The organism is Thauera sp. WH-1 (assembly GCF_047806685.1).
Classification (GTDB): domain Bacteria; phylum Pseudomonadota; class Gammaproteobacteria; order Burkholderiales; family Rhodocyclaceae; genus Thauera.
The window spans coordinates 177929-201225 of sequence record NZ_JBLQGP010000006.1; the positions used below are offsets into that span (position 1 = coordinate 177929).

Consider the following 23297-nt stretch of genomic DNA (forward strand, 5'->3'; position numbering starts at 1 on the left):
CAACATGGCTCAATCGAAACACGAAAAAGTCGAACGCAACGTATTCCTGATGATCGTCCTCACGCTGCTCACCGTCAGCGTGGGCGGTCTGGTGGAGATCGTGCCGCTGTTCTTCCAGCACTCGACCACCACGGCGATCGACCACAAGGGCAATGCGCTCGACGTCAAGCCTTACGATCCGGTGCGTCTGGTCGGCCGCGACATCTACGTGCGGGAAGGCTGCTACAACTGTCATTCGCAGATGATCCGTCCCTTCCGCGCCGAGACCGAGCGCTATGGCCACTACTCGGTGGCGGGTGAGTACATCTACGATCACCCCTTCCAGTGGGGCTCCAAGCGCACGGGTCCTGACCTTGCGCGTGTTGGTGGGCGTTATTCCGACGAGTGGCAGCGCGTCCACCTGCTCAATCCGCGCGATGTCGTGCCAGAGTCCAACATGCCTGCTTTCCCGTGGCTGGACCGTCCGGTCAAGGCGGACGACATCCAGGCGAAGATGCGTGCGCTCAACAAGGTCGGCTTGCACAAGTACAGCGACGAGGAAATCGCCGCTGCACCCGCCGCGCTCGAGGGCAAGACCGAGCTCGACGCCATCGTGGCCTACCTGCAGGGGCTGGGTACCGCGATTTCGAACTTCAGGTAAGGGCAGGGACGCGCCGTGGATATCAATGATTTCAGAAGCCTGATCACGGTCCTTGGCTTCCTGTGCTTCCTCGGCATCTGTGCCTGGGCGTACAGCAAGCACGCCAAGGCCGGGTTTGACGAGGCGGCGCGTCTGCCCCTGAGCGATGACGACCTGCCGGCCCCGGGGGGGCGGCAAGACCAAGAGGGAAAAGCAAATGGCTGACTTTATCAGCGGTTTCTGGAACATGTATGTGATGGTCTTGGTGACCCTCTCCATCCTGTTCTGTGTGTTCGTGCTGGTGTCGAACATGACCAAGCGCGAGAAGGGCCCGGTCGAACTGCACGGTCACGTGTGGGACGAGACGCTCGCCGAGTACAACAACCCGCTGCCGCGCTGGTGGATGTACCTTTTCTGGATCACCATCTTCTTCGCCATCGTGTATCTGGCGATCTATCCGGGCTTCGGCAATGTGAACCAGCATCGCGGCCAGTGGGCGCAGTACGACGCCGAGATGCGGGCTGCCGACGAGCGCTTCGGCCCGGTCTTTGCCAAGTACCGCGACATGGACGTGATGGCCGTGGCTGCCGACCCCGAAGCGAATGCGATGGGGCAGCGCATGTTCCTGACCTACTGCGCACAGTGCCATGGCTCCGCGGCGCAGGGCGCGAAGAGCTTCCCGAACTTGACCGACAACTCCTGGCTGTGGGGTGGCGCACCCGAGAACATCCGCGAGACCATCACCAACGGTCGCAATGGCGTGATGCCTCCGTTCGGTCCGGCGCTCGGTGCGGAAGGTGTGAAGGACGTCGCCAACTACGTGCGTTCGCTCAACGGCCTGGCGCACGACTCGCTGCGTGCCCAGCGCGGCAAGGACGCCTTCGCCACCAACTGTGTGGCCTGCCACGGCGCCGATGCGAAGGGCAATCCGATGCTGGGTGCGCCCAACCTGACGGACAATGCCTGGTTGTACGGGTCGTCCGAGGCGGTGATCAGCGAGACGATCACCCTTGGCCGCAACAACAAGATGCCCGCCTTCGGCGAGTTCCTTGGCGAGGACAAGGTTCACATCCTGACCGCCTACGTGCTGAGTCTGAGCAAGAAGTAAGCGCATCACCTGCTGCAAGCAGTTTCATCCCGGGGGGCGGGGGTCCCCCGGGGTTTTGACATAACAAGAACAAAAAAAGCATTCATTGGTACATGAGGCCATGAGCACCGCATCCCCTGAGCCGCAGAAGTCGGCCAAAGCGAAATCCCCCGTCCCCGAGCACGACACGCTCTACGCTGCGCGCAAGAAGCTCTACGTTCGTGCCGTCAGCGGGCTGTTTGCCAACTGGCGCTGGCTGCTGGTCTGGATCACCCAGCTGATCTTCTACGGCCTGCCCTGGCTGAGCTGGAACGATCGCCAGGCGGTGCTGTTCCACCTGACCGAGCGCAAGTTCTACATCTTCGGTTGGGTTTTCTGGCCGCAGGACGTGTTTTTCCTTGCCATCCTGCTGATCATCTCCGCCTACGCGCTGTTCTTCTTCACTGCCGTGGCCGGACGCCTGTGGTGCGGCTACGCCTGCCCGCAGACGGTCTACACCGAAATCTTCATGTGGATCGAGCAGAAGATCGAGGGCGATCACGTCAAGCGACAGAAGCTCGACCAGGCACCCATGAGTGGCGAGAAGGCGCTCAAGCGTGGCGCAAAGTTCTTCGCCTGGGCGGTGGTGGCCCTGTGGACCGGCTTCACCTTCGTGGCCTATTTCTCGCCGCTCGACGAACTGCTGCACTCGTTCCGTACCGTCGGCTTCGGCCCCTGGGAAACCTTCTGGATCCTGTTCTACGCCGGCTTTACCTTCCTGTTCGCCGGTGTGCTGCGCGAGCAGGTGTGCAAGTACATGTGTCCGTACGCCCGCTTCCAGGCGGTGATGTTCGACCCCGATACCCTCGTCATCACCTATGACGAAGAGCGGGGTGAGCCGCGCGGGGCGCGCAGGAAGAACATCGACCCACGCAGCGTCGGCAAGGGCGACTGCATCGATTGCGGCATCTGCGTCCAGGTGTGTCCCACCGGCATCGACATCCGGAATGGCCTGCAATACGAGTGCATCGGCTGTGCGGCCTGCATCGACGCCTGCGACGATGTCATGGACAAGATGAACTACCCGCGCGGGCTGATCCGCTACTCGACCGAGAACGCGCTCAAGAAGCACTGGGGCGGCAAGGAGATCCTGCTTCACGTCCTGCGCCCCCGCACTCTGATCTATGGCGCCATCCTGGTGGCCGTCTCGATCGCCTTCGTGTGGGGGCTGGCTGCACGTGATCCGCTGCGCGTGGATATCATTCGCGACCGGTCCTCGCTCGGGCGCGAGATCGAGGGTGGCCTGATCGAGAACGTCTACCAGCTTCAGGTGATGAACATGACCGAGGCGCCGCGCGCCTTCCGGCTCGCGGTGAGCGGCTTGCCGGGGGTGAAGATCGGTGGCGCCGAACGGGTGGACGTGCCGGCCGCCTCCACCCAGGCCGTGACCCTGCAGGTGCTTGTGCCCTATGATTCGGGCAGCCCGGGTTCCAATCTTATTTCCTTCGAGGTGACGGCCGAGGACGATTCCTCGCTATCGGTGAAGGAAGAGACCACTTTCCTGATTCCAAGATGATATGAGTACAAGCTTGACTGAAAAGGACACCACGCCGTGGTACCGCCAGGGTTGGCCATGGTTTCTGATCACCTTCCCCGCCATCGCGGTAGTGGCGGGCATTGCCACCTTCGTCATCGCCGTCAAGACCTTCGACGGCATGGTGGTCGATGACTACTACAAGGAAGGGCGCGCCATCGTACAGACCATGGGGCGGGCCGAACATGCACGCGAGCTCGGCCTCAAGGCCGACCTCAAGGTGCGCAGCGAGTCGATCCGCATTGAATTGAGTGCGGCCAATGCGGCGGACATCCCGGAGCGGATCCGGCTCACGATCGCCCATCCCACCCGTGGTGGTCAGGATCAGGAACTCACCGTGGCGCGCTCGGGCGACCGCGTCTATGAAAGCGCGATTGCGCCGCTCAGCACGGGGCGCTGGTTGTTCCTGATCGAGGATGAGTCGCGCAGCTGGCGCATGAATGGCGCGGCGTCCCTGCCGGCTGAAATGGATCTCACCATCGATCCGAGTGTCTGAGCTGCGTTCGCGGCAGCACAATGAGAAACGGCCCGAAGGGGCCGTTTGTCATTTCTGGTGCGCACTCAGCGATACACGAGCACGGGCGTCTTGCTGTGGGTCAGCACCTTCTGCGTTTCGCTGCCGAGCAGCAGTCCGGCAATGCCGCGGCGTCCATGGGACGCCATGAAGATCAGGTCGCAGCCGTGGCGGTCGGCCGCATCGATGATGGCCTCGTAAGGCACTTCGTTCACCACGGTGTCGGTGTCGGCCGACACGCCTGCCGCATCGGCGCTCGCCTTGGCCTTGGCCAGGATCGCCTCGGCCTCGGAGGCCGCGGACTTGGCGAACTGTTCTGGCGTGGTGGGGTCGATCAAAGCGCCCTCGCCGTAAATCGGCATCGGGAAGTCGGGTTGGGCATAGAAGAAGGTGATGCGTGCTCCGGCGTCCTTCGCAAAGGAAACGGCGCGGGCCACGGTGCCCTCGGACAAGGCCGACCCATCGGTCGGGACCAGGATGTGCTTGAACATGACGGGTGCTCCCTGTTGTGTGTCACAGTTCGATTATAGCGACGTGTCTACCCCAGGTACGATTGATCGCCGTCAAACAGCGGCGCAATCCTTCGGTGCAGAGTCAGGGTCAAGGGAGGCAAGCTTATGCAGCTGCGTTTTTTCGGTGCGGCCGGGGAAGTCACCGGGTCCTGTCTCCGCGTCGATCATGAGGGTGGCGCCTTCCTCGTCGACTGCGGTCTGTTTCAGGGCGGAAGAGAGGCGGACCGCAAGAACCGGGAGGCGCTCGATTTCGATCTGCGCGCGATCGACTTCGTCCTGCTCACGCATGCCCACCTGGACCACAGCGGACTGGTGCCGCGTCTCGTGGCGCTGGGCTACCGAGGGCCGATCTTTGCCACGCCGGCGACGGTGGATCTGCTCGGCGTCATGTTGATGGATTCGGCCTTCATCCAGGAGAAGGAGGCGGAGTGGGCGCTGCGCAACGCACGCTCGCGCAAGGGGCGCCGGCGCGCCGAGCCTTCTCCGCTGTACACCGTGGAGCAGGCGCGCAGCAGCCTTTTGCGTCTGCGAGCCGTCCCCTACGAGACGCCTTTCCGGCCAGGGCAGGGCGTCAGTTGCCGCTTTCGCAATGCCGGGCACATTCTCGGCTCGGCCATCATCGAGATCGATATCGACCGGGGCGGTGCCGCCACGCGCCTGGTCGTGTCGGGCGATCTCGGCCAGCCACTGCGGCCAGTGCTGCAGGATCCGGTGCAGGTCTCGAAGGCCGACCTGCTGTGCATCGAGTCAACCTATGGCAACCGGGCGCATCGCTCCTTCGCGGCGACCTACGACGAGCTCGCCGGCGTGCTGCAGGGCACGCTCAGGGAGGGCGCCGGCAACGTCATCATTCCCGCGTTCGCGGTCGGCCGCACCCAGGAAATGCTGTTCGTCCTCGCCGACCTCGTGCGCATGGGGCGCATCGCACAGCTTGACGTGGTCGTTGATTCGCCGATGGCCTCTGCCGTCACCGAGCTCACCGTACGTCACGAGGAGCTGTGGGACGACGAGACCCGCGAACTCTATGCATGGACGCAGAACAATGCCGATCGCTTCCGCCTGCGCCTGGTGCAGGATGTCGAGGAGTCGATGGCCCTTAATGCGGTGCGTGGCGGCTTGGTCATCATCTCGGCGAGCGGCATGTGCGACGCCGGACGCATCAAGCACCACCTGCGCTATAACCTGGGCCGGCGCGAGTGCGCGATCGTCATCGTCGGCTTTCAGGCCGCGGGCACGCTCGGTCGTCGCCTGGTCGATGGGGCGAGACAGGTGACCCTGTTCGGCGAGCGCATCGCGGTGCAGGCAAAGGTGCACACCATCGGTGGCCTGTCGGCGCATGCCGACCAGCCGGCGTTGCTGGCGTGGCTGCGAGGCTTTTCGCACCCGCCGCGGCAGACCTTCATCGTGCACGGCGAGCCCGAGGCCGCGGTCGAATTCGCCGCGGCGGTGGAGCGCGAACTGCGCTGGCAGGGCGTCACCGTGGCGGAGCCCGGCCGGCCCTATCACGCAAACTGAACACGGCAGCAGAGGGAGCCCCGACATGGCGAGCAGCACGAAACCCAGATCGACCGACACGGCCGGCAATGGCGAGCGTCGGGCGTCCACTCGCAGTCGCCGCGTGTCGGGCATGTTGAATCGCCTGCACGACCAGGTCGAGGGCTCGATCGATCCGCTCGGCATGGCTGCGCCGATCGTCCATGCGCAGCTGGCCTGGATGGCGCACCCGCAGGAGCTCGCCGAGCACCTCGCCAGCCTGTCCAATGACTTGTGGCGGCTGCAACTCCACACCTGGGACAGGCTGCGCGGCATTCCCAGCGACGATCCGATCTCGCCCAACGCCGACGACGCGCGTTTCGCCGATCCGGTGTGGACCGAGCGGCCGACCTGGGACCTCATCAAGGAGTGGTATCTCGCCTTCACCCACCATACCCAGGACATGTTGTACGAGACGCCCGGGTTGTCGAGCAAGGAGCGGCGGCGCGCCGCCTTCTGGTGGCGGAAGTGGCTCAACGCGGTGGCGCCGACCAACTTCTTCTGGACCAATCCGGTGGCCTTGCGCAAGGCCCTGGAGACCCGCGGCGAAAGCATCATGCGCGGCCTGCAGAACTTTCTCGACGACATCCAGGCGGGCGACGTTCGCATGACGAGTCCGGATGACTTCCGTGTCGGCGAGAATCTTGCCACCACGCCGGGCGCGGTGATCTTCCGCAACCGCCTGCTCGAGGTCATCCACTACGCGCCGACACGGAAGCGGGTCTGCGCCGAGCCGGTGGTGATCGTCACGCCCTGGATCAACAAGTTCTACGTGCTCGATCTGGTGCCCAAGAAGAGCATGATCCGCTTCCTGCTCGATCAGGGCCTGGATGTCTTCATCACGAGTTGGAAGAACCCGGACGCCTCCATGCGCGACGTCGGCTTCGACGACTATCTGCTCGAGGGCGTGGACGCGATCGTGCAGGTCGCGCGTCGTTTCACCGGCGCGGCACGGGTGCACGCAGTGGGCTACTGCATCGGTGGCACTGCGCTGGCGATGTACATGGCCTGGGCCAATCGCCACTACGGCGAGGAGGCGATGCCGGTTGCGGACTGGACGCTCCTCACCACCCTGGTCGACTTCCACAAGCCAGGCGACATCGAGGTCTTCATCGACGAGAGCAGCATCCGCTACCTGACCGAGCAGATGGCGCGCAGGGGCTACCTCGACGGCAAGGACATGGCCGCCTCCTTCCGCCTGCTGCGCTCCAACAGCCTGATCTGGCATTACGTCGTGCATGGCTGGCTGTACGGCGAGAAGCCGCCGCCGTTCGACGTCCTCTACTGGAACATGGACGCCACCCGCATGCCTTATCGCATGCATGCCTGGTACCTGCGCGAGCTCTATCTGGACAACCGACTGATCCAGCCTGGCGCGCTGAGTGTGGCCGGCGAGGCGCTGGATCTGGGGGAGATCCGCCAACCGCTGTACGCGGTCGCGGCCGAGGACGACCACATCGCGCCCTGGCGACAGACTTTCAAGGTCGTACACCACATCGATGGCCCGGTACGCCAGGTGCTGTCCAGCTCGGGTCACATCCTGGGCATCGTGAATCCGGTGGTCGATCCGCCCAAGCGGCGCTACTGGGTGGGGCCGAGCGAGCGCAACGACACGGCCGATGCCTGGCGCCAAAGGGCGCAGGAGAGCGAAGGCAGCTGGTGGGAGGACTGGATGCGCTGGCTCAAGCCGCGCGCCGGGCGTGTGGTCGGCGCGCGCCCGGCCGCGACCGAGGCGTTTCCAGCGCTTGCGCCGGCCCCCGGCCAATATGTGCTCGAGCGCTGAGCGCGCGCCGAGCGCGCTGCACGGGTGCTGCGCTCAGCTGTTGTAGCGGGCAAGCCGTGCCGGGTCGTGCAGGGTGATGCGTTTGCCCTGCACGCTGATCAGGCCGGCCTCGCTGAGATCATGGAAGATCCGCGACAGGGTCTCGGGCGTCAGGTTCAGGCGCGAGGCGATCACCTGCTTGCTGGTCGGCAGGGCGATCTCGCACGGCGTGTCGCTGTCGGCGACCTGCAGCAGGTAACCGATCACGCGCTGCATGCTCGAGCGCAACGAGTAGGTCTCGACGTCCTGCACCAGGCTGTGCAGTCGAATCGCCATGCCGGCCAGCAGTTTGTGCGCAAAGGTCGAGTCCTGGTCGATGAGCTCGGTGACCACGGCCTGGCCGACGTGGATCAGCACGCTGTCGGTGAGGGCCTCGGCAAACACCGGATAGGGGCGGTTCATGAACATCACCGCCTCGCCAAAGCTCTGCAGGGCACCGACGATCTCGACCACCTTCTCGGTTCCTTGGGGAGAGGAGAAGGCGAGCTTGATCTGGCCGGAGACGACGAAGTAAAAGCCGTGGGGCTGGTCACCGCGCTGGAACAGCACCTCGCCCCGGGCGACGTGACGGTCGCGGGTGTAGCGCGACACGCGCTGGATGTCCGCCTCCGACAGTTCGCTGAACAGCGGGATGCGGTGCAGGAAGGACGAAATATCGAGCGTGGCGTGGTGGGGCATCGGCGGACTCTCCGGAACGAGTCGTAATATTAATCGAGAGCGGCCACAATACCGTGCCGTTCGCACCCGGCAGTGGAGTCGGGCATGGCAAGGAGAGGGGATGTACTACGCAATCAAACACCTGCATGTAAGCTGCGTCGTCCTCAGCGTCGCAGGTTTCCTGTTGCGCGGCCTGTGGATGATCTCGGGCAGCCCGCTGCTCAAGCACCGGCTCACGCGCGTGCTGCCTCACGTCATCGACAGCGTGCTGCTGCTGTCCGCCATCGCGCTGGCGGTGATGATCGCCCAGTATCCCTTCGCTGCCGACTGGGTGACGGCCAAGGTGCTTGGACTGCTCGCCTACATCGGGCTGGGCACGGTGGCGCTCAAGCGCGGCCGCACCCTGACTGTCCGCGTGTCGGCCTTCAGCGCCGCCTTGCTGGTGTATGCCTGGATCGCGTCGGTGGCGATGACGAAGAACGTCGCTGGCTTTTTCGCCTGAAGCGGCTGGCGGCGGCGCTGCCTGCGCTCAGCGCGCGCCGTGCTGGTGCTGGATCAGCTTCTTGAGGCTGGCCGGCTCCAGCAGCATCACGTGCTTCTGTTGCACCGCGATCAGGCCATCCTCCTGAAAGCGTGAGAACGCGCGCGACACGGTCTCGAGCTTGAGTCCGAGATAGGAGCCGATCTCCTCGCGCGTCATGCGCAGGTTGAATTCCTGGGCCGAGAAGCCGCGCGCATTGAAGCGCTGCGACATGTTGAGCAGGAAGGCGGCGAGGCGCTCCTCGGCGCGCATCGAGCCCAGCAGCATCATCACGCCGTGGTCGCGCACGATCTCGCGGCTCATCACCTTGTGGAACTGCAGCTGCAGGCCCTCGACCTCGTGCGACATCTGCTCGAGCTTGTCGTACGCGATCACGCACACCTCGCTGTCTTCGAGCGCGATCGCGTTGCAGCTGTGCGCTTCGGTGCTGATGCCGTCCAGACCGAGGATCTCGCCCGTCATCTGGAAGCCGGTGACCTGTTCGCGGCCGTCCTCGAGCAGCACGTCGGTCTTGAACGAGCCGGCGCGAATCGCGTAGATCGCCTCGAACGGATCGCCTGCACGATAAAGGCTCTGCTGGCGCTTGACCTTGCGGCGTGCGCCGACCAGTTCGTCGAGTCGGCTCAGTTCGTTGTCCGACATCCCGAAGGGCAGACACAACTCCACGAGGTTGCACTGCGAACAGGCTGATTTCAGCCCATTCACGGTAATCGGCACACTTGCCCTCATCTGCACGATAATCCTGCTTCCCTGACAAAAGACACCAAACCAGACCCGCTGGTTGGTCGGCCGGGCAAGGTTTCATGCCCGTTGACCCACGTCAACCAAAAACCTGCGGTGATCTGCCATTGTTTGGCACACACTGCAGCAGCAAGACTATGAAAAGCCAGAACGAACTCATCTTCGATCCGCAACTGATCCGCAAATTCGACATCAACGGACCGCGGTATACCTCTTATCCGACAGCGGACCGCTTCGTCGAAGCCTTCAACGCGGATGCGCTCAAGGCGTGGCTCGCAAAGCGGGCCGTGGGCGGCGTCAGCAAACCGCTCTCATTATACTTCCACATCCCATTCTGTAACACGATCTGCTACTACTGCGCCTGCAACAAGATCATCACCAAGGATCATGGGCGTTCCGCCAAGTACCTGAAATACCTGGCAAAGGAGATCGCGATGCAGGCGGCCTGCCTCGAGGGCAGTCGTCAGGTGACCCAGCTTCACCTCGGCGGCGGCACTCCCACCTTCCTGTCGCACGACGAGATGCGCGAGCTGATGGATTCGGTGCGTGAGCACTTCACGCTGGTGCCGAACGGCGAATATTCGATCGAGGTCGATCCGCGCAAGGTCGATTTCGACACCGTGAAGCTGCTCGCCGACCTTGGCTTCAACCGCATGAGCGTGGGCGTGCAGGACTTTGCGGAGGATGTGCAGGCGGCGGTCAATCGCATCCAAAGCGTCGAAGAGACCAAGCTCGTCATCGACGCCGCGCGGGCCACCGGCTTCAAGTCGGTGAGCATGGACCTGATCTACGGCCTGCCCAAGCAGAACGTGATCAGCTTCAACCGTACGCTCGAGCAGGTGCTCGAGATCTCGCCCGATCGCATCTCGCTCTACAGCTACGCCCATCTGCCGGGGCTGTTCAAGCCGCAGCGGCGCATCCAGACCAGCGACATGCCCAGCGCCGACACCAAGCTGCAGCTGCTGCAGCTCGGCATCCGCCGCCTCACAGCAGCCGGCTATGTCTACATCGGCATGGACCACTTCGCCAAGCCGGACGACGAGCTCACCGTCGCCCAGCGCCAGGGCCGGCTGCACCGCAACTTCCAGGGCTACTCGACCCAGGCCGAATGCGACCTGCTCGCCTTCGGCGTTTCGGCGATCGGCAAGATCGGGCCGGTGTATGCGCAGAACGTGAAGACGCTCGACGAGTACTACGATGCGCTCGACCGCGACGAGCTGCCGGTGCTGCGCGGCATCGAACTCACCGCCGACGACCTGCTGCGGCGCGCCATCATCCAGGCGCTGATGTGCCATTTCGAGCTGTCGATGCAGTCGATCGAGATTGCTCACCTGATCAATTTCCGCGACTACTTCGCCGACGAGCTCGCCGACCTGGCCGAGATGGAAAAGGCCGGCCTGCTCAAGATCGACGGCGACTGGATCAGCGTCGAGCCCGCCGGGCGCCTGCTGGTGCGCGGCATTGCGATGGTGTTCGACCGCTATCTGCGTGCCGATCGCGAGCGCGCACGCTACTCGCGGGTGATCTGAGCGCAGTTGCCGCCAACCCGCATTTGCCACCTACCGTTTCTGCAGTGCAGCGTAAGATGACGGCTTCGTCCTTGTCGGCCATGCGCCGGAGCCGTCATGCCTGAAACCGGTTACCTTGCCGTCTTCCTGATCGGACTGCTTGGCGGCACGCACTGCGTGTCGATGTGCGGCGGCATCGTCGGCGCGCTCACGATGCAGGTACAGACGCCGGGCAGCAAGCCGCAATGGCCGCTGCACCTGGCCTACAACCTTGGGCGCATCAGCACCTACACCGCACTCGGCGGCCTGGTCGGGGCGCTCGGCTCGGCCGGCATGCTGTACGACGGCATGCTGCCGGTGCAGATGACGCTGTACGTGCTCGCCAACCTGATGCTGGTGGCGCTTGGTCTCTACCTCACCGGTTTCACCCGGCTGCTCGCCCCGGTCGAGCGCCTCGGCCACCTGCTGTGGCGGCGCATCCAGCCTGCCACCCGTCGCTTTCTGCCGGCGCGCTCGGTCAAGCAGGCGCTGCCGCTTGGGCTGTTGTGGGGCTTCATCCCCTGCGGCCTGACATATTCGATTCTCGCCACCGCGCTGGTGACCGGCTCCGGTGCGCGCGGCGCCGGTCTGATGCTCGCCTTCGGCCTGGGCACGCTGCCCAATCTGCTGCTGGCCGGCATGCTGTTCAAGCGTTTCCGCGACTTCACCCGCAACCGCAAGGTGCGTCTGGCGTCGGGCCTGCTCGTGCTCGGCTTCGGCCTGTTCGGGCTGTACCATGCGCCCAGCCTCGGCGGCGACCTGTGGAGCGGGGTGGTGTGTGTGACCTGACATGACGAGGAGCAAGGCATGAACGAAGTGACGATCAAGGTCCTGGGCATGAGCTGCGGCGGCTGCGTGAAGAACGTGACTGGCGTGCTGCAGGCACTGCCAGGCGTCGAGCAGGTGCAGGTCTCGCTCGAGGGGGCTTCGGCCGCGGTGCGCTACGACCCGGCCCAGGTCTCGGTCGAGGCGCTGCGCGCCGCGGTCGAGGAGGCGGGCTTCGACGCGCCGGCCTGAGCGGGCCATGCGCCTGGGGCCGCGACGCCGTGCAAGGGATTGCGGTTTCCCCCTATAATCCGCGCACAATTTTTCCACGGGAGGGAATCATGGGTTTTGATCTGGTCAGCGCCGGCAAGGACGTGCCGAACGACATCAACGTCATCATCGAGATCTCCGCGCAGGGCGATCCGATCAAGTTCGAGGTGGACAAGGACAGCGGCGCCGTCTTCGTCGACCGCTTCATGGGCACCTCGATGCGTTACCCGCTCAACTACGGCTACGTGCCGCACACCATCGCCGGTGATGGCGACCCGGTGGACGTGCTGGTCGTGACCCCCTTCCCGCTGGCCCCGGGCGTCGTCATCCGCTGCCGTCCGGTGGGCGTGCTGAAGATGGAAGACGACGGCGGCGTGGATGCCAAGGTCGTCGCCGTGCCGGTGTCCAAGCTGACCCCGCTGTACGACAAGGTACAGACCACCGACGACCTGCCCGAACTGCTGATGAAGCAGACGGTGCATTTCTTCGAGCACTACAAGGACCTCGAGCCCGGCAAGTGGGTCAAGATCCTGGGCTGGGGCACGGTCGAGGAAGCCAAGCAGGAAATCGTGAACGGCCTGGCTGCCGGCAAGAAGTAAGCGCGCACGGCACAAAAAAACCGCGGGATTCCGCGGTTTTTTTTAGTCCCTTGTACGCTCAGCGCGGGATGCGCGCCACGTGCAGCAGGTTGGTGCTGCCGCTCTTGCCGAAGGGCAGGCCGGCGATCACGACCACGACATCCCCCGGGCGGGCGAAGTCGTGTGCCACCGCGGCACTGGCTGCGTGGTCCACCATCTCGGCGACGTCATGCACCTCCTCGAAGGGGACGGGGTGGACGCCCCACACCAGGGCCAGCCGGCGGGCCGTGCCCAGATGCGGGGTCAGCGCCAGGATCGGCGTTGCCGGCCGCTCGCGGCTGGCGCGCAGGCTGCTGAAGCCAGTCGTCGTGTAGGCGACGGTGGCGGCTGGCTCGAGCAGGCCGGCCACACGACGCAGCGCGCAGCAGATGGCGTCGGGCGTGTTGGCCTCGGCGGGGGTGTGGCTCGCCTCGAGGCCGGTACGCCAGGCCGGATCCTGCTCCACTTCGCAGATGATGCGGTGCATGATGCTGACCGCCTCCACCGGGTACTGGCCGGAGGCCGACTCGGCCGACAGCATGACCGCGTCGGCGCCGTCGTAGATCGCGGTCGCGACGTCCGAGGCCTCGGCGCGGGTGGGCACCGGCGCGCTGATCATCGACTCCAGCATCTGCGTCGCCACCACCACCGGCTTGCCGGCGGCCCGTGCCGCGCGCACGATGCGCCGCTGCAGCACCGGCACCTGCTGCGGCGGCAGCTCGACGCCCAGATCGCCGCGCGCCACCATGATGCCGTCGGCCAGCGCGACGATCGGCTCGAGCTGATCGATGGCGGCCGGCTTTTCCAGCTTTGCCATGACCCACGCGCGATCGCCGATGATCTCGCGTGCCTCGCGCAGATCCTCCGGGCGCTGCACGAAGGACAACGCCACCCAGTCCACCCCGAGCGACAGGCCGAAGTCGAGATCGGCCCTGTCCTTGGCGGTGAGTGGCGAGATCGGCAGCACCACGCCGGGCACGTTGACCCCCTTGCGGTCCGACAGCACGCCGGCGACCAGTACCGTGGTGTCGGCAAAGTCGGGGCCGAAGGCGTCGACGCGCAGGCGCAGCTTGCCATCGTCGAGCAGCAGTTCGGTGCCGGCCTCGAGCGCGGCGAAGATCTCGGGGTGGGGCAGGTTGACACGGTTGGCGTCGCCGGCGGCCGGGTCGAGGTCGAGCCGGAAGCGCGCCCCGGGGCTGAGGGTGACCTTGCCTTCGGCAAAGCGGCCGACGCGCAGCTTCGGCCCCTGCAGATCCATCAGCACGCCGATCGGGCGGCCGAGCTCCTGCTCGACCTCGCGGATCAGGGCGAGGCGTTCGGCATGGTCGGCATGGCTGCCGTGGCTGAAGTTGAGGCGGAACACATCGGCGCCGGCCGCAGCCAGCTCGCGGATGCGCTCAAGGGTGGAACTGGCCGGGCCCAGGGTGGCGAGGATGCGGGCGCTGCGTTCGCGTTTCATGCCGCGTGCTCCAGTGCTTTGGGCAGCTCGAGGGCGGCGACACCGGCACGCGCGACCTGCGCGTCCTCGCCCGCCTTGACCCCGGAGACGCCCACCGCGCCGACGATGCAACCTTCAACGACGATCGGTTCGCCGCCCTCGAGCGGCACCACCGGCATGGCCAGCGCGGCAAAGCGGCCGTTGTTGACCATGTCCTCGTAGGTCTTGCTCGGCTTGCCGCTGAGCACCGAGGTGCGGGCCTTCTCGGGCGCGACGGCGGCACTCATCAGCGGCGCGCCATCCATGCGCTGCAGCCACAGGGCATGGCCGCCGGCGTCGCACACGGCGATGCTGACGGCCCAGCCATGGGCGCGGGCCTCGGTTTCGGCTGCGGCGGCGATCCTCTTGACGTCGGCAAGCGTCAAGGCGTGGGTGCTCTTCATGGTGTGTCTCTTCCTTTTCGTTGTGTCGGCAGCGCCTCAGCGCTCGCCCAGATCGGTGAAGCGGATCCATTGCGCGCCCTTCCACAAAACCGTCCGCCCCATCTCGTAGAGTTGATCGGCACCTTCGACCACGGTCAGGAAGTGGTTGCCGGCGAGCTGGCCCATCTTGCTCGCGAAGCAGCTGCTGCCATAGGCGAACAGGATCTCGGTCTCCGAGAAGCCGCCGGGGTAGAGCAGGATGTCGCCGCGCGACGGGTGGCTGGTGTGGTTCTCGAAGCCGACGCCGGTGTCGAAGTCGCCGAGCGGAACCCACACCGCCTCGCCGCTCCAGCGCGAATGGATGACCTGATTGGAAAAGGGCAGCAGCTTCAGGAAGGCGGCGCAGGTCTTTGGCGCGGCGGCTTCTTCCAGGCGCGCGACGAAACGCGTCGTGCCGACGTCGATGGCGAGGTGGCGCATCGGGGATCTCCTTTGGTGAAGTGGGCGGCAGGCGGGGGAGCGCCTGCCGCCCGGGGGGCGCCGGTCAATGCCGGCGCCTCGTGATGATCGGCCGCGACTCGGGCGGCCGGGATAGGCCCGGACTTATTGTCCGATTTCGAAATTGGCCATCTTCTCCAGCGCGCGCACCATCGCCGAGTGGTCCCACTTGGCGCCGCCGTGCGCCGCGCAGGCGTTGAACAGCTCCTGCGCGGTGGCGGTGTTGGGCAGCGACACGCCGAGCTGGCGCGCGGTGGTGAGCGCGAGGTTGAGATCCTTCTGGTGCAGCTCGATGCGAAAGCCCGGGTCGAAGCTGCGCTTGACCATGCGCTCGCCATGGACCTCGAGGATGCGCGAGTTGGCGAAACCGCCCATCAGCGCCTGGCGCACCTTGGCCGGGTCGGCGCCGGCCTTCGCGGCCAGCAGCAGGGCCTCGCCGACGGCCTCGATGTTGAGGGCGACGATGATCTGGTTGGCGACCTTGGTGATCTGGCCGTCGCCGTTGCCGCCCACCAGCGTGATGTTCTTGCCCATCAGCTCGAACAGCGGCTTGACCTTGTCGAAGGTGGCTTCGCTGCCGCCGACCATGATGGTCAGGCTGGCTGCCTTGGCGCCGACCTCGCCGCCGGAGACCGGCGCGTCGAGGTATTCGCAGCCGAGCGCATTGATGCGCCTGGCGAACTCCTTGGTGGCGACCGGCGAGATCGAGCTCATGTCGACCACGATCTTGCCCTTGGTCAGGCCGGCGGCGACGCCCTCGGGGTTGAACAGCGCGTCCTCGACGTGCGGCGTGTCCGGCACCATGGTGATGATGATGTCGGCGTGGCGCGCCACTTCGGCGCCATTGGCGCAGACCTTGGCGCCGGCGTCGAGCAGCGCCGCCGGGGTGTCGCCGTGGGTGAAGGTGTGGACGGTGTGGCCGCCCTTTAGCAGGTGGCCCGCCATGGGGGCGCCCATGATGCCGAGGCCGATGAATCCGATGTTTGCCATGATCTTGTCTCCTGGATGTGGTTGAAGCTGGGTCGAATGGTGTCGGGGCGCCGCTAGGTGCGACTGCGGCTCAGCCGGCGAGCGCCTTGATCCAGCCCAGGCCTTCGCGGGTGCCGGCGGCAGGCTTGTATTCGCAGCCGATCCAGCCGTCGTAGCCGAGCCGGTCGATGAAGCGGAACAGCCAGGCGTAGTTGATCTCGCCCGTTCCCGGCTCGTTGCGGCCCGGGTTGTCGGCGATCTGCATGTGGGCGATCTTCGGCAGGTGGCGGGCGATGGTGTTGGCCAGATCGCCCTCCATGCGCTGCATGTGATAGATGTCGTGCTGCAGGTACAGGTTGGGTGAGCCGACCTCGTCGATCAGTGCGATCGCTTGCGCGCTGCGGTTGAGGTAGAAGCCCGGGATGTCGAAGGTGTTGATCGGCTCCACCAGCAGGCGGATGCCCGCTGCCTCGAGCTTGGCGGCGGCGAAGCGGAGGTTGGCGACGAAGGTTTCATGCACCTTTTCCGCGTCGACACCGGTGGGCGCGATGCCGGCCAGGCAATTCACCTGCTTGCAGCCGAGTGCGGTGGCGTAGTCGATCGCGCGGCCGACGCCGTCCTGGAACTCGCCGACGCGGTCCGGATGACAGGCGATGCCACGTTCGCCCCCTTCCCAGTTGCCCGCCGGCAGGTTGTGCAGCACCTGGACGAGGCCGTGCCTGTCGAGGCGCTCGGCGATCTCGCCCTTGTCGAAGGCGTAGGGGAAGAGGAACTCCACGCCCTTGAAGCCGGCTTCGGCGGCCGCCTGGAAGCGATCGAGGAAGGGCACTTCGTTGAAGAGCATGGTGAGGTTGGCGTTGAACTTCGGCATGTCCGTGTCTCCGGTTTTCAGTTGCGGGCGGGCAGGGCGGGAGCGGCCAGGGCCGACTCCCGCAGCGATGTACTCAGTCGAGCATCGAGATCGCGGTCGGGGCGTCCGCGCCGCGTTCGGCGAGCTCCTCGAACTCGTTGATGGCGTTGATCTCGGTGCCCATCGAGATGTTGGTCACGCGCTCGAGGATGATCTCGACCACCACCGGCACGCGGAATTCTTCCATCCACTGCTGCGCCTGGGCAAAGGCGGGCTGGATGTCTTCAGCCTTGCGCACGCGGATCGCCTTGCAGCCCAAGCCTTCGACCACGGCAACATGATCCACCCCATAGCCCTCGGTCTCGGGTGCGTTGATGTTCTCGAACGCGAGCTGCACACAGTAATCCATGTCGAAGCCACGCTGCGATTGCCGGATCAGGCCGAGATAGGCGTTATTCACCAGCACGTGCAGGTAAGGCAGCTTGAACTGCGCGCCCACCGCCAGCTCCTCGATCATGAACTGGAAGTCGTAATCGCCCGAGATCGCCACCACGCGGCGCTCCGGGTCGGCCGCGCACACGCCCAATGCCGCCGGGATGGTCCAGCCGAGCGGGCCGGCCTGGCCGCAGTTGATCCAGTGGCGCGGCTTGTACACATGCAGGAACTGCGCGGCGGCAATCTGCGACAGGCCGATCGTGCTAACGTAGCAGGTGTCCTTGCCGAAGGCGCGGTTCATCTCCTCGTACACGCGCTGCGGCTTCATCGGCGTGGCGTCGAAGTGGGTCTTGCGCTGCAGTGTGCGCTTGCGCTCCTGGCACTCGGCCACCCAGGCGCTGCGCTCGCGCAGCGTGCCGGCAGCCTTCATCTCGCGCGCCACCTCGAGCAGGCGGTCGAGCGCCGCGCCGGCATCGGACACGATGCCGTAGTCGGGGCCGAACACGCGGCCGATCTGGGTCGGCTCGATGTCCACATGCACGAACTTGCGTCCCTCGGTATAGACCTCGACCGAGCCGGTGTGGCGGTTGGCCCAGCGGTTGCCGATGCCGAACACGAAGTCCGACGCCAGCATGGTCGCGTTGCCATAGCGGTGCGAAGTCTGCAGGCCGACCATGCCGGCCATCAGCGGGTGGTCGTCGGGGATGCTGCCCCAGCCCATCAGGGTCGGGATCACCGGCACGCCGGTGAGTTCGGCGAATTCCTGCAGGCGCGCGACGGCGTCGGCGTTGTGCACCCCTCCGCCGGCGACGATCAGCGGGCGCTCGGCGGCGTTGAGCATGGCCATCGCCTTCTCGGCCTGGGCGCGGGTGGCGGCCGGCTTGTAGGCGGGCAGCGGCTCGTAGGTGTCGATGTCGAACTCGATCTCGGCCATCTGCACGTCGAAGGGCAGATCGATCAGCACCGGCCCCGGGCGGCCCGAGCGCATGATGCTGAAGGCCTGCTGGAACACGCGCGGCACCAGGGCCGGCTCGCGCACGGTCACCGCCCACTTGGTCACCGGCTTGGCGATGGACTCGATGTCCACCGCCTGGAAGTCCTCCTTGTACAGGCGGGCCCGCGGCGCCTGGCCGGTGATGCACAGGATGGGGATGGAGTCGGCCGCGGCCGAGTACAGGCCGGTGATCATGTCGGTGCCGGCCGGGCCGGAGGTGCCGATGCACACGCCGATGTTGCCGGCCTTGGCGCGGGTGTAACCCTCGGCCATGTGCGAGGCGCCCTCGACGTGGCGGCCGAGGATGTGCTTGAAGCCGCCGTTCTTCTTCATCGCCGAGTAAAGCGGGTTGATCGCGGCGCCGGGCACACCGAACACGGTGCTCACGCCTTCCTTGCGCATCACCGCGGCGGCGGCGTCGACTGCTCTCATGCGGGCCATTTGCTGTCTCCTCGTAGGGGATGTTGTTGAAATCGATGGCTGCAGGATAGGGATTGGGCGAGGCGTCGTGAATGGGTGTATAAATCGCTTCTGTCGATACTTTGAGTATTGAGTACCATGGATCGCCATACCGAGATACGCAGCTTTGCGCTGGTTGCCGAGAAGGGCAGCTTTGCGGCCGCGGCACTGGTCGAGGGGGTCACCCCGGTGGTGATGGGGCGGCGCCTCGATGGCCTCGAGAAGCGCCTCGGCGTCAAGCTGATGCACCGTTCCACGCGCGGGCTGACGCTGACCGAGCTCGGCGAGCAGTTTCTCGAGCAGTGCCGCCAGTTGCTGCGCGAGTTCGACGAGATCGAGCGTGGCGTCAGTGCCGGGCGCAACGTGGTGCGCGGTCACCTCGTGGTGTCGGCACCGGCCGCCTTCGGCCGCCGCCATGTGGCGCCGCACGCACCGGCCTTCAAGGCGCGGCATCCCGAACTCAGGATGTCCTTCAACTTCACCGACAGCGTGGTCGACCTGGTGCGCGAGGGCTATGACATGGCGATCCGCATCGGCGAGGTCACCGACCCCAACTACGTCGCGGTGCGGCTGTTTCCCAACCGGCGGGTGGTGTGCGGCACGCCCGACTATTTCGAGCGCCACGGCATCCCGCGCCAGCCCGAGGACCTGGTCCGCCACAACTGCCTCGCCTTCAACCTCGCCGGCGGCCAGCAGCGCGGCTGGTCCTTCCTGCGCGAGGGCAAGCTGTTCGCGGTGCGCGTCGAGGGCGACCTCGCCTGCAACGACGGCGAGCTGCTGTTCGGCTGGGTCAGGCAGGGCCTGGGCGTAGGCTGGCGCTCGACCTGGGAGATCCAGGCCGAGCTCAAGCGCGGCGAGCTGGTTACGGTGCTCGACGAGTTCGCCGTCCCGAGCTATGACATCCAGGCCGTGTATCCGCAGCAGCGCCACCTGCCGGCCAAGGTGCGGCGATTCATCGACTATCTGAAGGAGATCTACAACGCGCCCGGGTATTGGGAAGGCCTCGTGGGCGGCGGGGGCGGCGCGCAGCGTGGAGCCGGCGCAGGGGCGGAGGGCGACACGCGTGCGGCGACGGGCGCCTAGGGTCGATCGCAAGGACGACAAATCGGCGCGGCCTGAAGGCCGCGCCGAGTCGAGGTGCGCCGCAGGGCCCGCAGGCGGCGGGCCGGGTAGGCCGATCAGTGCGCTTCGGCAAGCTTGGCGGCGGCGACGCTGGCGGCCTCGTCTTCCTTGCGACCGCCGTTGAAGTACAGGTTCAGCGCCACCGCTGAGATTGCGGTCAGCAGGATGCCGGACTCGAGCAGCGGATGCAGGCCGTGGGCCATGTGCTGTGTCCAGCGCGGTGCGACCAGCGGGATCATGCCGACGCCGATCGAGATGGCGACGATGTACAGGTTGTTGCGGTTGGTCTTGAAGTCGACGTTGGCGAGGATGCGGATGCCAGTGGCGGCGACCATGCCGAACATCACCAGGCCGGCGCCGCCGAGCACGAAGGTCGGCACCGACTCGACCAGCGCGGCCATCTTCGGCAGCAGGCCGAGCACGATCATGATCACGCCGGCAGCCACGCACACCCAGCGGCTCTTGACCCCGGTGACCCCGACCAGGCCGACGTTCTGCGAGAAGCTGGTGTAGGGGAAGGTGTTGAACATGCCGCCGATCACCGTGCCCAGGCCGTCGGTGCGCAGGCCGGCGGCGAGTTCCTTCTGGCTGATGCGCTTGCCGGTGATGTCCGACAGCGCGAGGAACATGCCGGTCGACTCGATCATCACCACCACCATCACCAGCGTCATGGTCAGGATCATGACGATGTCGAAGGTCGGCATGCCGAAGGCGAAGGGGGTGACGACATCAAACCAGTCGGCCTTCGCCACCTGGTCGAAATGCATCTTGCCCATGCCGGCAGCCACCACGCAGCCCAGCACGATGCCCAGCAGCACCGCGATGTTGGCCACGAAACCCTTGCCGTAGCGCACCAGCAGCAGGATGGCGACGAGCACGAAGGCAGCCACTGCCATGTTGTCGAGCGCGCCGTAGCCGGCGTTGTCGACCATCGGGATCGCGCCGGGCAGCTTGGTCAGCGCCGTGCCGGCGGCTTCCGCCTGGTCGCGCGCGCCATCGACCATCTGTACCAGCGCCGGCACATCGACGCTCTGGGCAAGGTGGGCCGGCCCGCCCATGGCCCAGCCGATGCCCACCCGCATCAGGCTGATGCCGATGATGGCGATGATGGTGCCGGTCACCACCGGCGGGAAGAAGCGCAACAGCCGGCTCATCAGCGGCGCGATGAAGATCGAGATCAGGCCCGCACCGATGATGGCGCCGAAGATCGCGCGGGCGCCTTCCGGGCCGCCCTGGACATTGGCCATCGCCACCATCGGGCCGACCGCGGCGAAGGTGACGCCCATCATCACCGGCAGCTTGATGCCGAAGTGGCGACCGAACCCGAGCGACTGGATCAGGGTGACCAGGCCGCAGCAGAACAGGTCGGCGGAGATCAGCAGGGCGACCTGCTCCGGGCTCAGGTTCAGGGCGCGGCCGATGATCAGCGGTACGGCAACGGCGCCGGCATACATCACCAGCACATGCTGCAGGCCGAGGGTGAATAGCCGGCCATTGGGCAGCCGCTCATCGACGGGATGGACGCCTTGTGCGACGGCGTCCCGGGTGGTGTCGGACATGTTTGTCTCCTTGCTTGTATGGTTATCGTTCCGCTCCGCAGCGTCGGCCTGGCCTGTCGTTCGGGCGGCGATCATCACTGACCTGGGCCAAGTCTAGGCAGTGCAAGGCGGCGCGCAGCGTGGCTTCGTTAATAAGCCGAATACAAAAACTTATATGTCGATGGATGAGCACGAGCGCGAGTGGCGGGGCTGTGGCGAACCTGCGGCGGCGCAAGGCAGAACGGCCACGCCCGGCGAGGGACGTGGCCGTTCTGCTTCGAGGAGACAGGACGGGGGCGCGGGCGGCCCGCGTTGGGGCCGGCGTCCTAGCGCAAGGCGCCGGACAGCAGCAGGTAGCCCGGCAGCCAGCCGGTGAAGATGCCCTGGCCGATGGCGACACCGGCAGTGAGGCGGGTGATCGGCTTGTGCAGCGCCAGCATCAGGAAGAACAGCAGCCACAGCACGGCCCAGGCCGCCCACGATAGCCCGAGCCACCAGTCCCAGGTGCTCGAGGCGATACTCAGAGTATCGATTGCCACCGGGACGGCCGTGATCGCCACGAACAGGCTGAACCAGCCCAGCCCGCGTCCGTCCGCCCCGGTGAAGCGGTTGAAGGCGACCCACAGGTAGGTGAAGGAGAACAGCAGCGACAATGCTGCCGCCTTGATCGATGCGCCGTCGGCGCCCTCGCCGAAGGCGAGTTTGAGCGCCACCAGCAGGGTCAGGCCGCCGGTGAAGACATTGATGACCGAGATCTCGCGATCGCCGATGCGGCCGAGCATCCACAGACCGTTCAGGATCAGGACGGCACCGACGTAGAACAGCGATAAACCGAGGAGCATGGGCGGCAGGGTGTGTGGACTTCAGGGGTGGGGGGTGTCGGGCAGCGGGCGCGTGCCGTGCGCACGGCTGCGGCGATGCCTGAGCGTGAGAGTCTAGGTGTCAAGGCCGCAGCCGGGGCAGGCTGGTGCGGATAGCGCCCATCAGCTTCCGTGTATTGTTGCAATGCAGCGATCATTGGGGGAGCCGGCATCCCCCGCGCGCAGGTGTATGGGAGAAGCCGATTCAGTCTGCAGCCTGCTGCGCTCGCGCATCGATGACGCCCGGGCGGTCGAGCTGGACCTCGTCGCAGTTGTGTCCCGGCCCGCTGCGATCGATGACGATGAAGTCGCACACGGTCTCGAGCGCGAGCAGCGGGTGGTGCCAGACGCCGGTGGCGTAGTTGACGCCCTGGTCGCCGCGGGCGAGGAAGACCTTCAGGTCCCCGGCCTTGGGGGGCGCGCCGGCGGGGGCGACCACCACCAGATAGGGCTTGCCCGACATCGGGATGAAGGCCTGGGAGGCGAGCGGGTGGCGCTCCATCATGGTGACGGTGAAGGGCAGGCTGCGCGGCTGGCCGCGAAAGAGCGAGACGATGACGCGCCCGTCGGGGCCGGGCTCGATGTGGGCGAGGTCGTGGTAGCGCTCGGTGTTGCCGGCGTTGATGGTGAAGTGCTGGGCGGCATCGCTCGCCTCGATGACCTCGCCGAAGGGGGCGAAAGCCTCGCGGGTGAGGGGCTGCACGGCCAGGGGCAGGGCGCTCATTTACTTCGCCTCGACCTTGCCCCACAGGCGCAGGCGCGAGACGCCGCCGTCGGGGAAGATGTTGAAGCGCACGTGGGTGATGGGCCCGAGCTTTGCCACTTGCTCGGTGAAGCTGTGGATGGCATCCATCTGCAGCTTCTGCTCGGGCAGCAGGGTCTGCCAGAACATCGACTGGGTGGTGATCGAGCGG

At 65.9% G+C, this 23297-nt stretch carries 25 protein-coding genes and 1 pseudogene; 13 read left to right on the top strand and 13 right to left on the bottom strand.

Going from position 1 to position 23297, the window contains the following annotated elements:
• Positions 1-4: 4 nt before the first annotated feature.
• The 5 genes from ccoO (at position 5) to ACMV5O_RS08655 (ending at position 3775) form a co-directional block, all read left to right on the top strand.
• A complete protein-coding gene (ccoO, locus tag ACMV5O_RS08635) occupies positions 5-640 on the top strand; it encodes a cytochrome-c oxidase, cbb3-type subunit II (RefSeq protein WP_324542552.1) in 636 nt (211 codons plus the stop codon).
• A 15-nt stretch (positions 641-655) separates the two neighbouring features.
• The gene (locus ACMV5O_RS08640) at positions 656-844 is read left to right on the top strand and encodes a cbb3-type cytochrome c oxidase subunit 3 (protein WP_324542554.1); all 189 of its coding nucleotides are present in this window, start codon (positions 656-658) and stop codon (positions 842-844) included.
• Entirely contained in the window at positions 837-1727 is an 891-nt protein-coding gene (gene ccoP, locus ACMV5O_RS08645; protein ID WP_324542555.1) for a cytochrome-c oxidase, cbb3-type subunit III, read from the top strand. Before ACMV5O_RS08640 ends, ccoP begins: the two co-directional genes overlap by 8 nt.
• 100 nt (positions 1728-1827) lie before the next feature.
• Positions 1828-3261: a cytochrome c oxidase accessory protein CcoG gene (gene ccoG, locus ACMV5O_RS08650; RefSeq protein WP_416163077.1), complete on the top strand. Its 1434-nt coding sequence runs from the start codon at positions 1828-1830 to the stop codon at positions 3259-3261.
• Between the two features lies 1 nt (position 3262).
• A complete protein-coding gene (locus tag ACMV5O_RS08655) occupies positions 3263-3775 on the top strand; it encodes a FixH family protein (protein WP_416163078.1) in 513 nt (170 codons plus the stop codon).
• 65 nt (positions 3776-3840) lie between these two features.
• Here ACMV5O_RS08655 and ACMV5O_RS08660 read toward each other — a convergent pair whose 3' ends face one another.
• Entirely contained in the window at positions 3841-4284 is a 444-nt protein-coding gene (locus ACMV5O_RS08660) for a universal stress protein (RefSeq protein ID WP_324542561.1), read from the bottom strand.
• A 126-nt stretch (positions 4285-4410) separates the two neighbouring features.
• On the opposite strand from ACMV5O_RS08660, the gene ACMV5O_RS08665 reads away from it, so the two are divergent.
• Both ACMV5O_RS08665 and ACMV5O_RS08670 read left to right on the top strand, forming a co-directional pair.
• Positions 4411-5820, top strand: a complete 1410-nt coding sequence (locus tag ACMV5O_RS08665) for an MBL fold metallo-hydrolase RNA specificity domain-containing protein (protein WP_416163079.1) — start codon at positions 4411-4413, stop codon at positions 5818-5820.
• A gap of 112 nt (positions 5821-5932) precedes the next feature.
• Positions 5933-7621, top strand: coding sequence for a PHA/PHB synthase family protein (locus ACMV5O_RS08670; protein WP_416163101.1), 1689 nt, complete (start codon positions 5933-5935; stop codon positions 7619-7621).
• A gap of 33 nt (positions 7622-7654) precedes the next feature.
• On the opposite strand, the gene ACMV5O_RS08675 is transcribed toward ACMV5O_RS08670, so the two are convergent.
• Positions 7655-8338, bottom strand: a complete 684-nt coding sequence (locus ACMV5O_RS08675; protein ID WP_416163080.1) for a Crp/Fnr family transcriptional regulator — start codon at positions 8336-8338, stop codon at positions 7655-7657.
• 100 nt (positions 8339-8438) lie between these two features.
• On the opposite strand from ACMV5O_RS08675, the gene ACMV5O_RS08680 reads away from it, so the two are divergent.
• Positions 8439-8819, top strand: coding sequence for a SirB2 family protein (locus ACMV5O_RS08680; RefSeq protein WP_416163081.1), 381 nt, complete (start codon positions 8439-8441; stop codon positions 8817-8819).
• Positions 8820-8846: 27 nt separating this feature from the next.
• On the opposite strand, the gene fnr is transcribed toward ACMV5O_RS08680, so the two are convergent.
• Positions 8847-9587 (bottom strand): fumarate/nitrate reduction transcriptional regulator Fnr, encoded by a 741-nt coding sequence (gene fnr, locus ACMV5O_RS08685; protein ID WP_416163082.1) that lies wholly within the window; start codon positions 9585-9587, stop codon positions 8847-8849.
• 149 nt (positions 9588-9736) lie between these two features.
• Between fnr and hemN the strand changes: the two genes are divergently transcribed.
• From hemN to ppa, 4 genes are all read left to right on the top strand, one after another.
• Entirely contained in the window at positions 9737-11128 is a 1392-nt protein-coding gene (gene hemN / locus ACMV5O_RS08690; RefSeq protein WP_416163083.1) for an oxygen-independent coproporphyrinogen III oxidase, read from the top strand.
• Positions 11129-11224: 96 nt separating this feature from the next.
• The gene (locus tag ACMV5O_RS08695) at positions 11225-11935 is read left to right on the top strand and encodes a sulfite exporter TauE/SafE family protein (RefSeq protein ID WP_416163084.1); all 711 of its coding nucleotides are present in this window, start codon (positions 11225-11227) and stop codon (positions 11933-11935) included.
• An 18-nt stretch (positions 11936-11953) separates the two neighbouring features.
• Positions 11954-12163, top strand: a complete 210-nt coding sequence (locus ACMV5O_RS08700; protein ID WP_416163085.1) for a heavy-metal-associated domain-containing protein — start codon at positions 11954-11956, stop codon at positions 12161-12163.
• Positions 12164-12252: 89 nt separating this feature from the next.
• Positions 12253-12780, top strand: a complete 528-nt coding sequence (gene ppa / locus ACMV5O_RS08705; RefSeq protein ID WP_324542576.1) for an inorganic diphosphatase — start codon at positions 12253-12255, stop codon at positions 12778-12780.
• Positions 12781-12838: 58 nt separating this feature from the next.
• Here the strand turns inward: ppa and pyk are convergent, their stop codons facing one another.
• The 6 genes from pyk to gcl form a co-directional block, all read right to left on the bottom strand.
• Entirely contained in the window at positions 12839-14257 is a 1419-nt protein-coding gene (gene pyk, locus ACMV5O_RS08710) for a pyruvate kinase (RefSeq protein ID WP_416163086.1), read from the bottom strand.
• Positions 14254-14679, bottom strand: coding sequence for a GlcG/HbpS family heme-binding protein (locus ACMV5O_RS08715; RefSeq protein WP_416163087.1), 426 nt, complete (start codon positions 14677-14679; stop codon positions 14254-14256). Before ACMV5O_RS08715 ends, pyk begins: the two co-directional genes overlap by 4 nt.
• Positions 14680-14715: 36 nt before the next feature.
• A complete protein-coding gene (locus ACMV5O_RS08720; RefSeq protein WP_324542579.1) occupies positions 14716-15138 on the bottom strand; it encodes a DUF3830 family protein in 423 nt (140 codons plus the stop codon).
• Between the two features lie 123 nt (positions 15139-15261).
• Positions 15262-16146, bottom strand: coding sequence for a 2-hydroxy-3-oxopropionate reductase (locus ACMV5O_RS08725; RefSeq protein ID WP_416163088.1), 885 nt, complete (start codon positions 16144-16146; stop codon positions 15262-15264).
• A 70-nt stretch (positions 16147-16216) separates the two neighbouring features.
• Positions 16217-16996: a hydroxypyruvate isomerase gene (gene hyi / locus ACMV5O_RS08730; RefSeq protein WP_416163089.1), complete on the bottom strand. Its 780-nt coding sequence runs from the start codon at positions 16994-16996 to the stop codon at positions 16217-16219.
• A 73-nt stretch (positions 16997-17069) separates the two neighbouring features.
• Positions 17070-18845, bottom strand: coding sequence for a glyoxylate carboligase (gene gcl / locus ACMV5O_RS08735; RefSeq protein WP_416163090.1), 1776 nt, complete (start codon positions 18843-18845; stop codon positions 17070-17072).
• A gap of 117 nt (positions 18846-18962) precedes the next feature.
• Here gcl and ACMV5O_RS08740 point away from each other — a divergent pair, with 117 nt between their 5' ends.
• On the top strand, positions 18963-19946 hold the full coding sequence (locus ACMV5O_RS08740) for a LysR family transcriptional regulator (RefSeq protein ID WP_416163091.1): 984 nt from the start codon (positions 18963-18965) through the stop codon (positions 19944-19946).
• Positions 19947-20041: 95 nt separating this feature from the next.
• On the opposite strand, the gene ACMV5O_RS08745 is transcribed toward ACMV5O_RS08740, so the two are convergent.
• The 4 genes and pseudogenes from ACMV5O_RS08745 to ACMV5O_RS08760 all read right to left on the bottom strand — a co-directional run.
• Entirely contained in the window at positions 20042-21544 is a 1503-nt protein-coding gene (locus ACMV5O_RS08745; RefSeq protein WP_416163092.1) for a nucleobase:cation symporter-2 family protein, read from the bottom strand.
• A 305-nt stretch (positions 21545-21849) separates the two neighbouring features.
• The gene (locus ACMV5O_RS08750; protein ID WP_416163093.1) at positions 21850-22365 is read right to left on the bottom strand and encodes an AmiS/UreI family transporter; all 516 of its coding nucleotides are present in this window, start codon (positions 22363-22365) and stop codon (positions 21850-21852) included.
• 223 nt (positions 22366-22588) lie between these two features.
• Positions 22589-23107: an ureidoglycolate lyase gene (locus ACMV5O_RS08755; protein ID WP_416163094.1), complete on the bottom strand. Its 519-nt coding sequence runs from the start codon at positions 23105-23107 to the stop codon at positions 22589-22591.
• A pseudogene (locus tag ACMV5O_RS08760) lies at positions 23108-23297 on the bottom strand (allantoicase); the annotation flags it as partial.

What these genes read in the sequence shown, in the direction of transcription:
- ACMV5O_RS08750 (WP_416163093.1), bottom strand. Translation starts at nt 22,365, where the DNA reads ATGCTCCTCGGTTTATCGCTGTTCTACGTCGGTGCCGTCCTGATCCTG.
- ACMV5O_RS08695 (WP_416163084.1), top strand. Translation starts at nt 11,225, where the DNA reads ATGCCTGAAACCGGTTACCTTGCCGTCTTCCTGATCGGACTGCTTGGC.
- ACMV5O_RS08720 (WP_324542579.1), bottom strand. Translation starts at nt 15,138, where the DNA reads ATGCGCCACCTCGCCATCGACGTCGGCACGACGCGTTTCGTCGCGCGC.
- ACMV5O_RS08755 (WP_416163094.1), bottom strand. Translation starts at nt 23,107, where the DNA reads ATGAGCGCCCTGCCCCTGGCCGTGCAGCCCCTCACCCGCGAGGCTTTC.
- ppa (WP_324542576.1), top strand. Translation starts at nt 12,253, where the DNA reads ATGGGTTTTGATCTGGTCAGCGCCGGCAAGGACGTGCCGAACGACATC.
- ccoO (WP_324542552.1), top strand. Translation starts at nt 5, where the DNA reads ATGGCTCAATCGAAACACGAAAAAGTCGAACGCAACGTATTCCTGATG.
- fnr (WP_416163082.1), bottom strand. Translation starts at nt 9,587, where the DNA reads ATGAGGGCAAGTGTGCCGATTACCGTGAATGGGCTGAAATCAGCCTGT.
- gcl (WP_416163090.1), bottom strand. Translation starts at nt 18,845, where the DNA reads ATGGCCCGCATGAGAGCAGTCGACGCCGCCGCCGCGGTGATGCGCAAG.
- ACMV5O_RS08665 (WP_416163079.1), top strand. Translation starts at nt 4,411, where the DNA reads ATGCAGCTGCGTTTTTTCGGTGCGGCCGGGGAAGTCACCGGGTCCTGT.
- ACMV5O_RS08660 (WP_324542561.1), bottom strand. Translation starts at nt 4,284, where the DNA reads ATGTTCAAGCACATCCTGGTCCCGACCGATGGGTCGGCCTTGTCCGAG.
- hyi (WP_416163089.1), bottom strand. Translation starts at nt 16,996, where the DNA reads ATGCCGAAGTTCAACGCCAACCTCACCATGCTCTTCAACGAAGTGCCC.
- ccoP (WP_324542555.1), top strand. Translation starts at nt 837, where the DNA reads ATGGCTGACTTTATCAGCGGTTTCTGGAACATGTATGTGATGGTCTTG.
- ACMV5O_RS08670 (WP_416163101.1), top strand. Translation starts at nt 5,933, where the DNA reads ATGTTGAATCGCCTGCACGACCAGGTCGAGGGCTCGATCGATCCGCTC.
- ACMV5O_RS08655 (WP_416163078.1), top strand. Translation starts at nt 3,263, where the DNA reads ATGAGTACAAGCTTGACTGAAAAGGACACCACGCCGTGGTACCGCCAG.
- ccoG (WP_416163077.1), top strand. Translation starts at nt 1,828, where the DNA reads ATGAGCACCGCATCCCCTGAGCCGCAGAAGTCGGCCAAAGCGAAATCC.
- ACMV5O_RS08675 (WP_416163080.1), bottom strand. Translation starts at nt 8,338, where the DNA reads ATGCCCCACCACGCCACGCTCGATATTTCGTCCTTCCTGCACCGCATC.
- hemN (WP_416163083.1), top strand. Translation starts at nt 9,737, where the DNA reads ATGAAAAGCCAGAACGAACTCATCTTCGATCCGCAACTGATCCGCAAA.
- ACMV5O_RS08740 (WP_416163091.1), top strand. Translation starts at nt 18,963, where the DNA reads ATGGATCGCCATACCGAGATACGCAGCTTTGCGCTGGTTGCCGAGAAG.
- pyk (WP_416163086.1), bottom strand. Translation starts at nt 14,257, where the DNA reads ATGAAACGCGAACGCAGCGCCCGCATCCTCGCCACCCTGGGCCCGGCC.
- ACMV5O_RS08745 (WP_416163092.1), bottom strand. Translation starts at nt 21,544, where the DNA reads ATGTCCGACACCACCCGGGACGCCGTCGCACAAGGCGTCCATCCCGTC.
- ACMV5O_RS08700 (WP_416163085.1), top strand. Translation starts at nt 11,954, where the DNA reads ATGAACGAAGTGACGATCAAGGTCCTGGGCATGAGCTGCGGCGGCTGC.
- ACMV5O_RS08725 (WP_416163088.1), bottom strand. Translation starts at nt 16,146, where the DNA reads ATGGCAAACATCGGATTCATCGGCCTCGGCATCATGGGCGCCCCCATG.
- ACMV5O_RS08715 (WP_416163087.1), bottom strand. Translation starts at nt 14,679, where the DNA reads ATGAAGAGCACCCACGCCTTGACGCTTGCCGACGTCAAGAGGATCGCC.
- ACMV5O_RS08680 (WP_416163081.1), top strand. Translation starts at nt 8,439, where the DNA reads ATGTACTACGCAATCAAACACCTGCATGTAAGCTGCGTCGTCCTCAGC.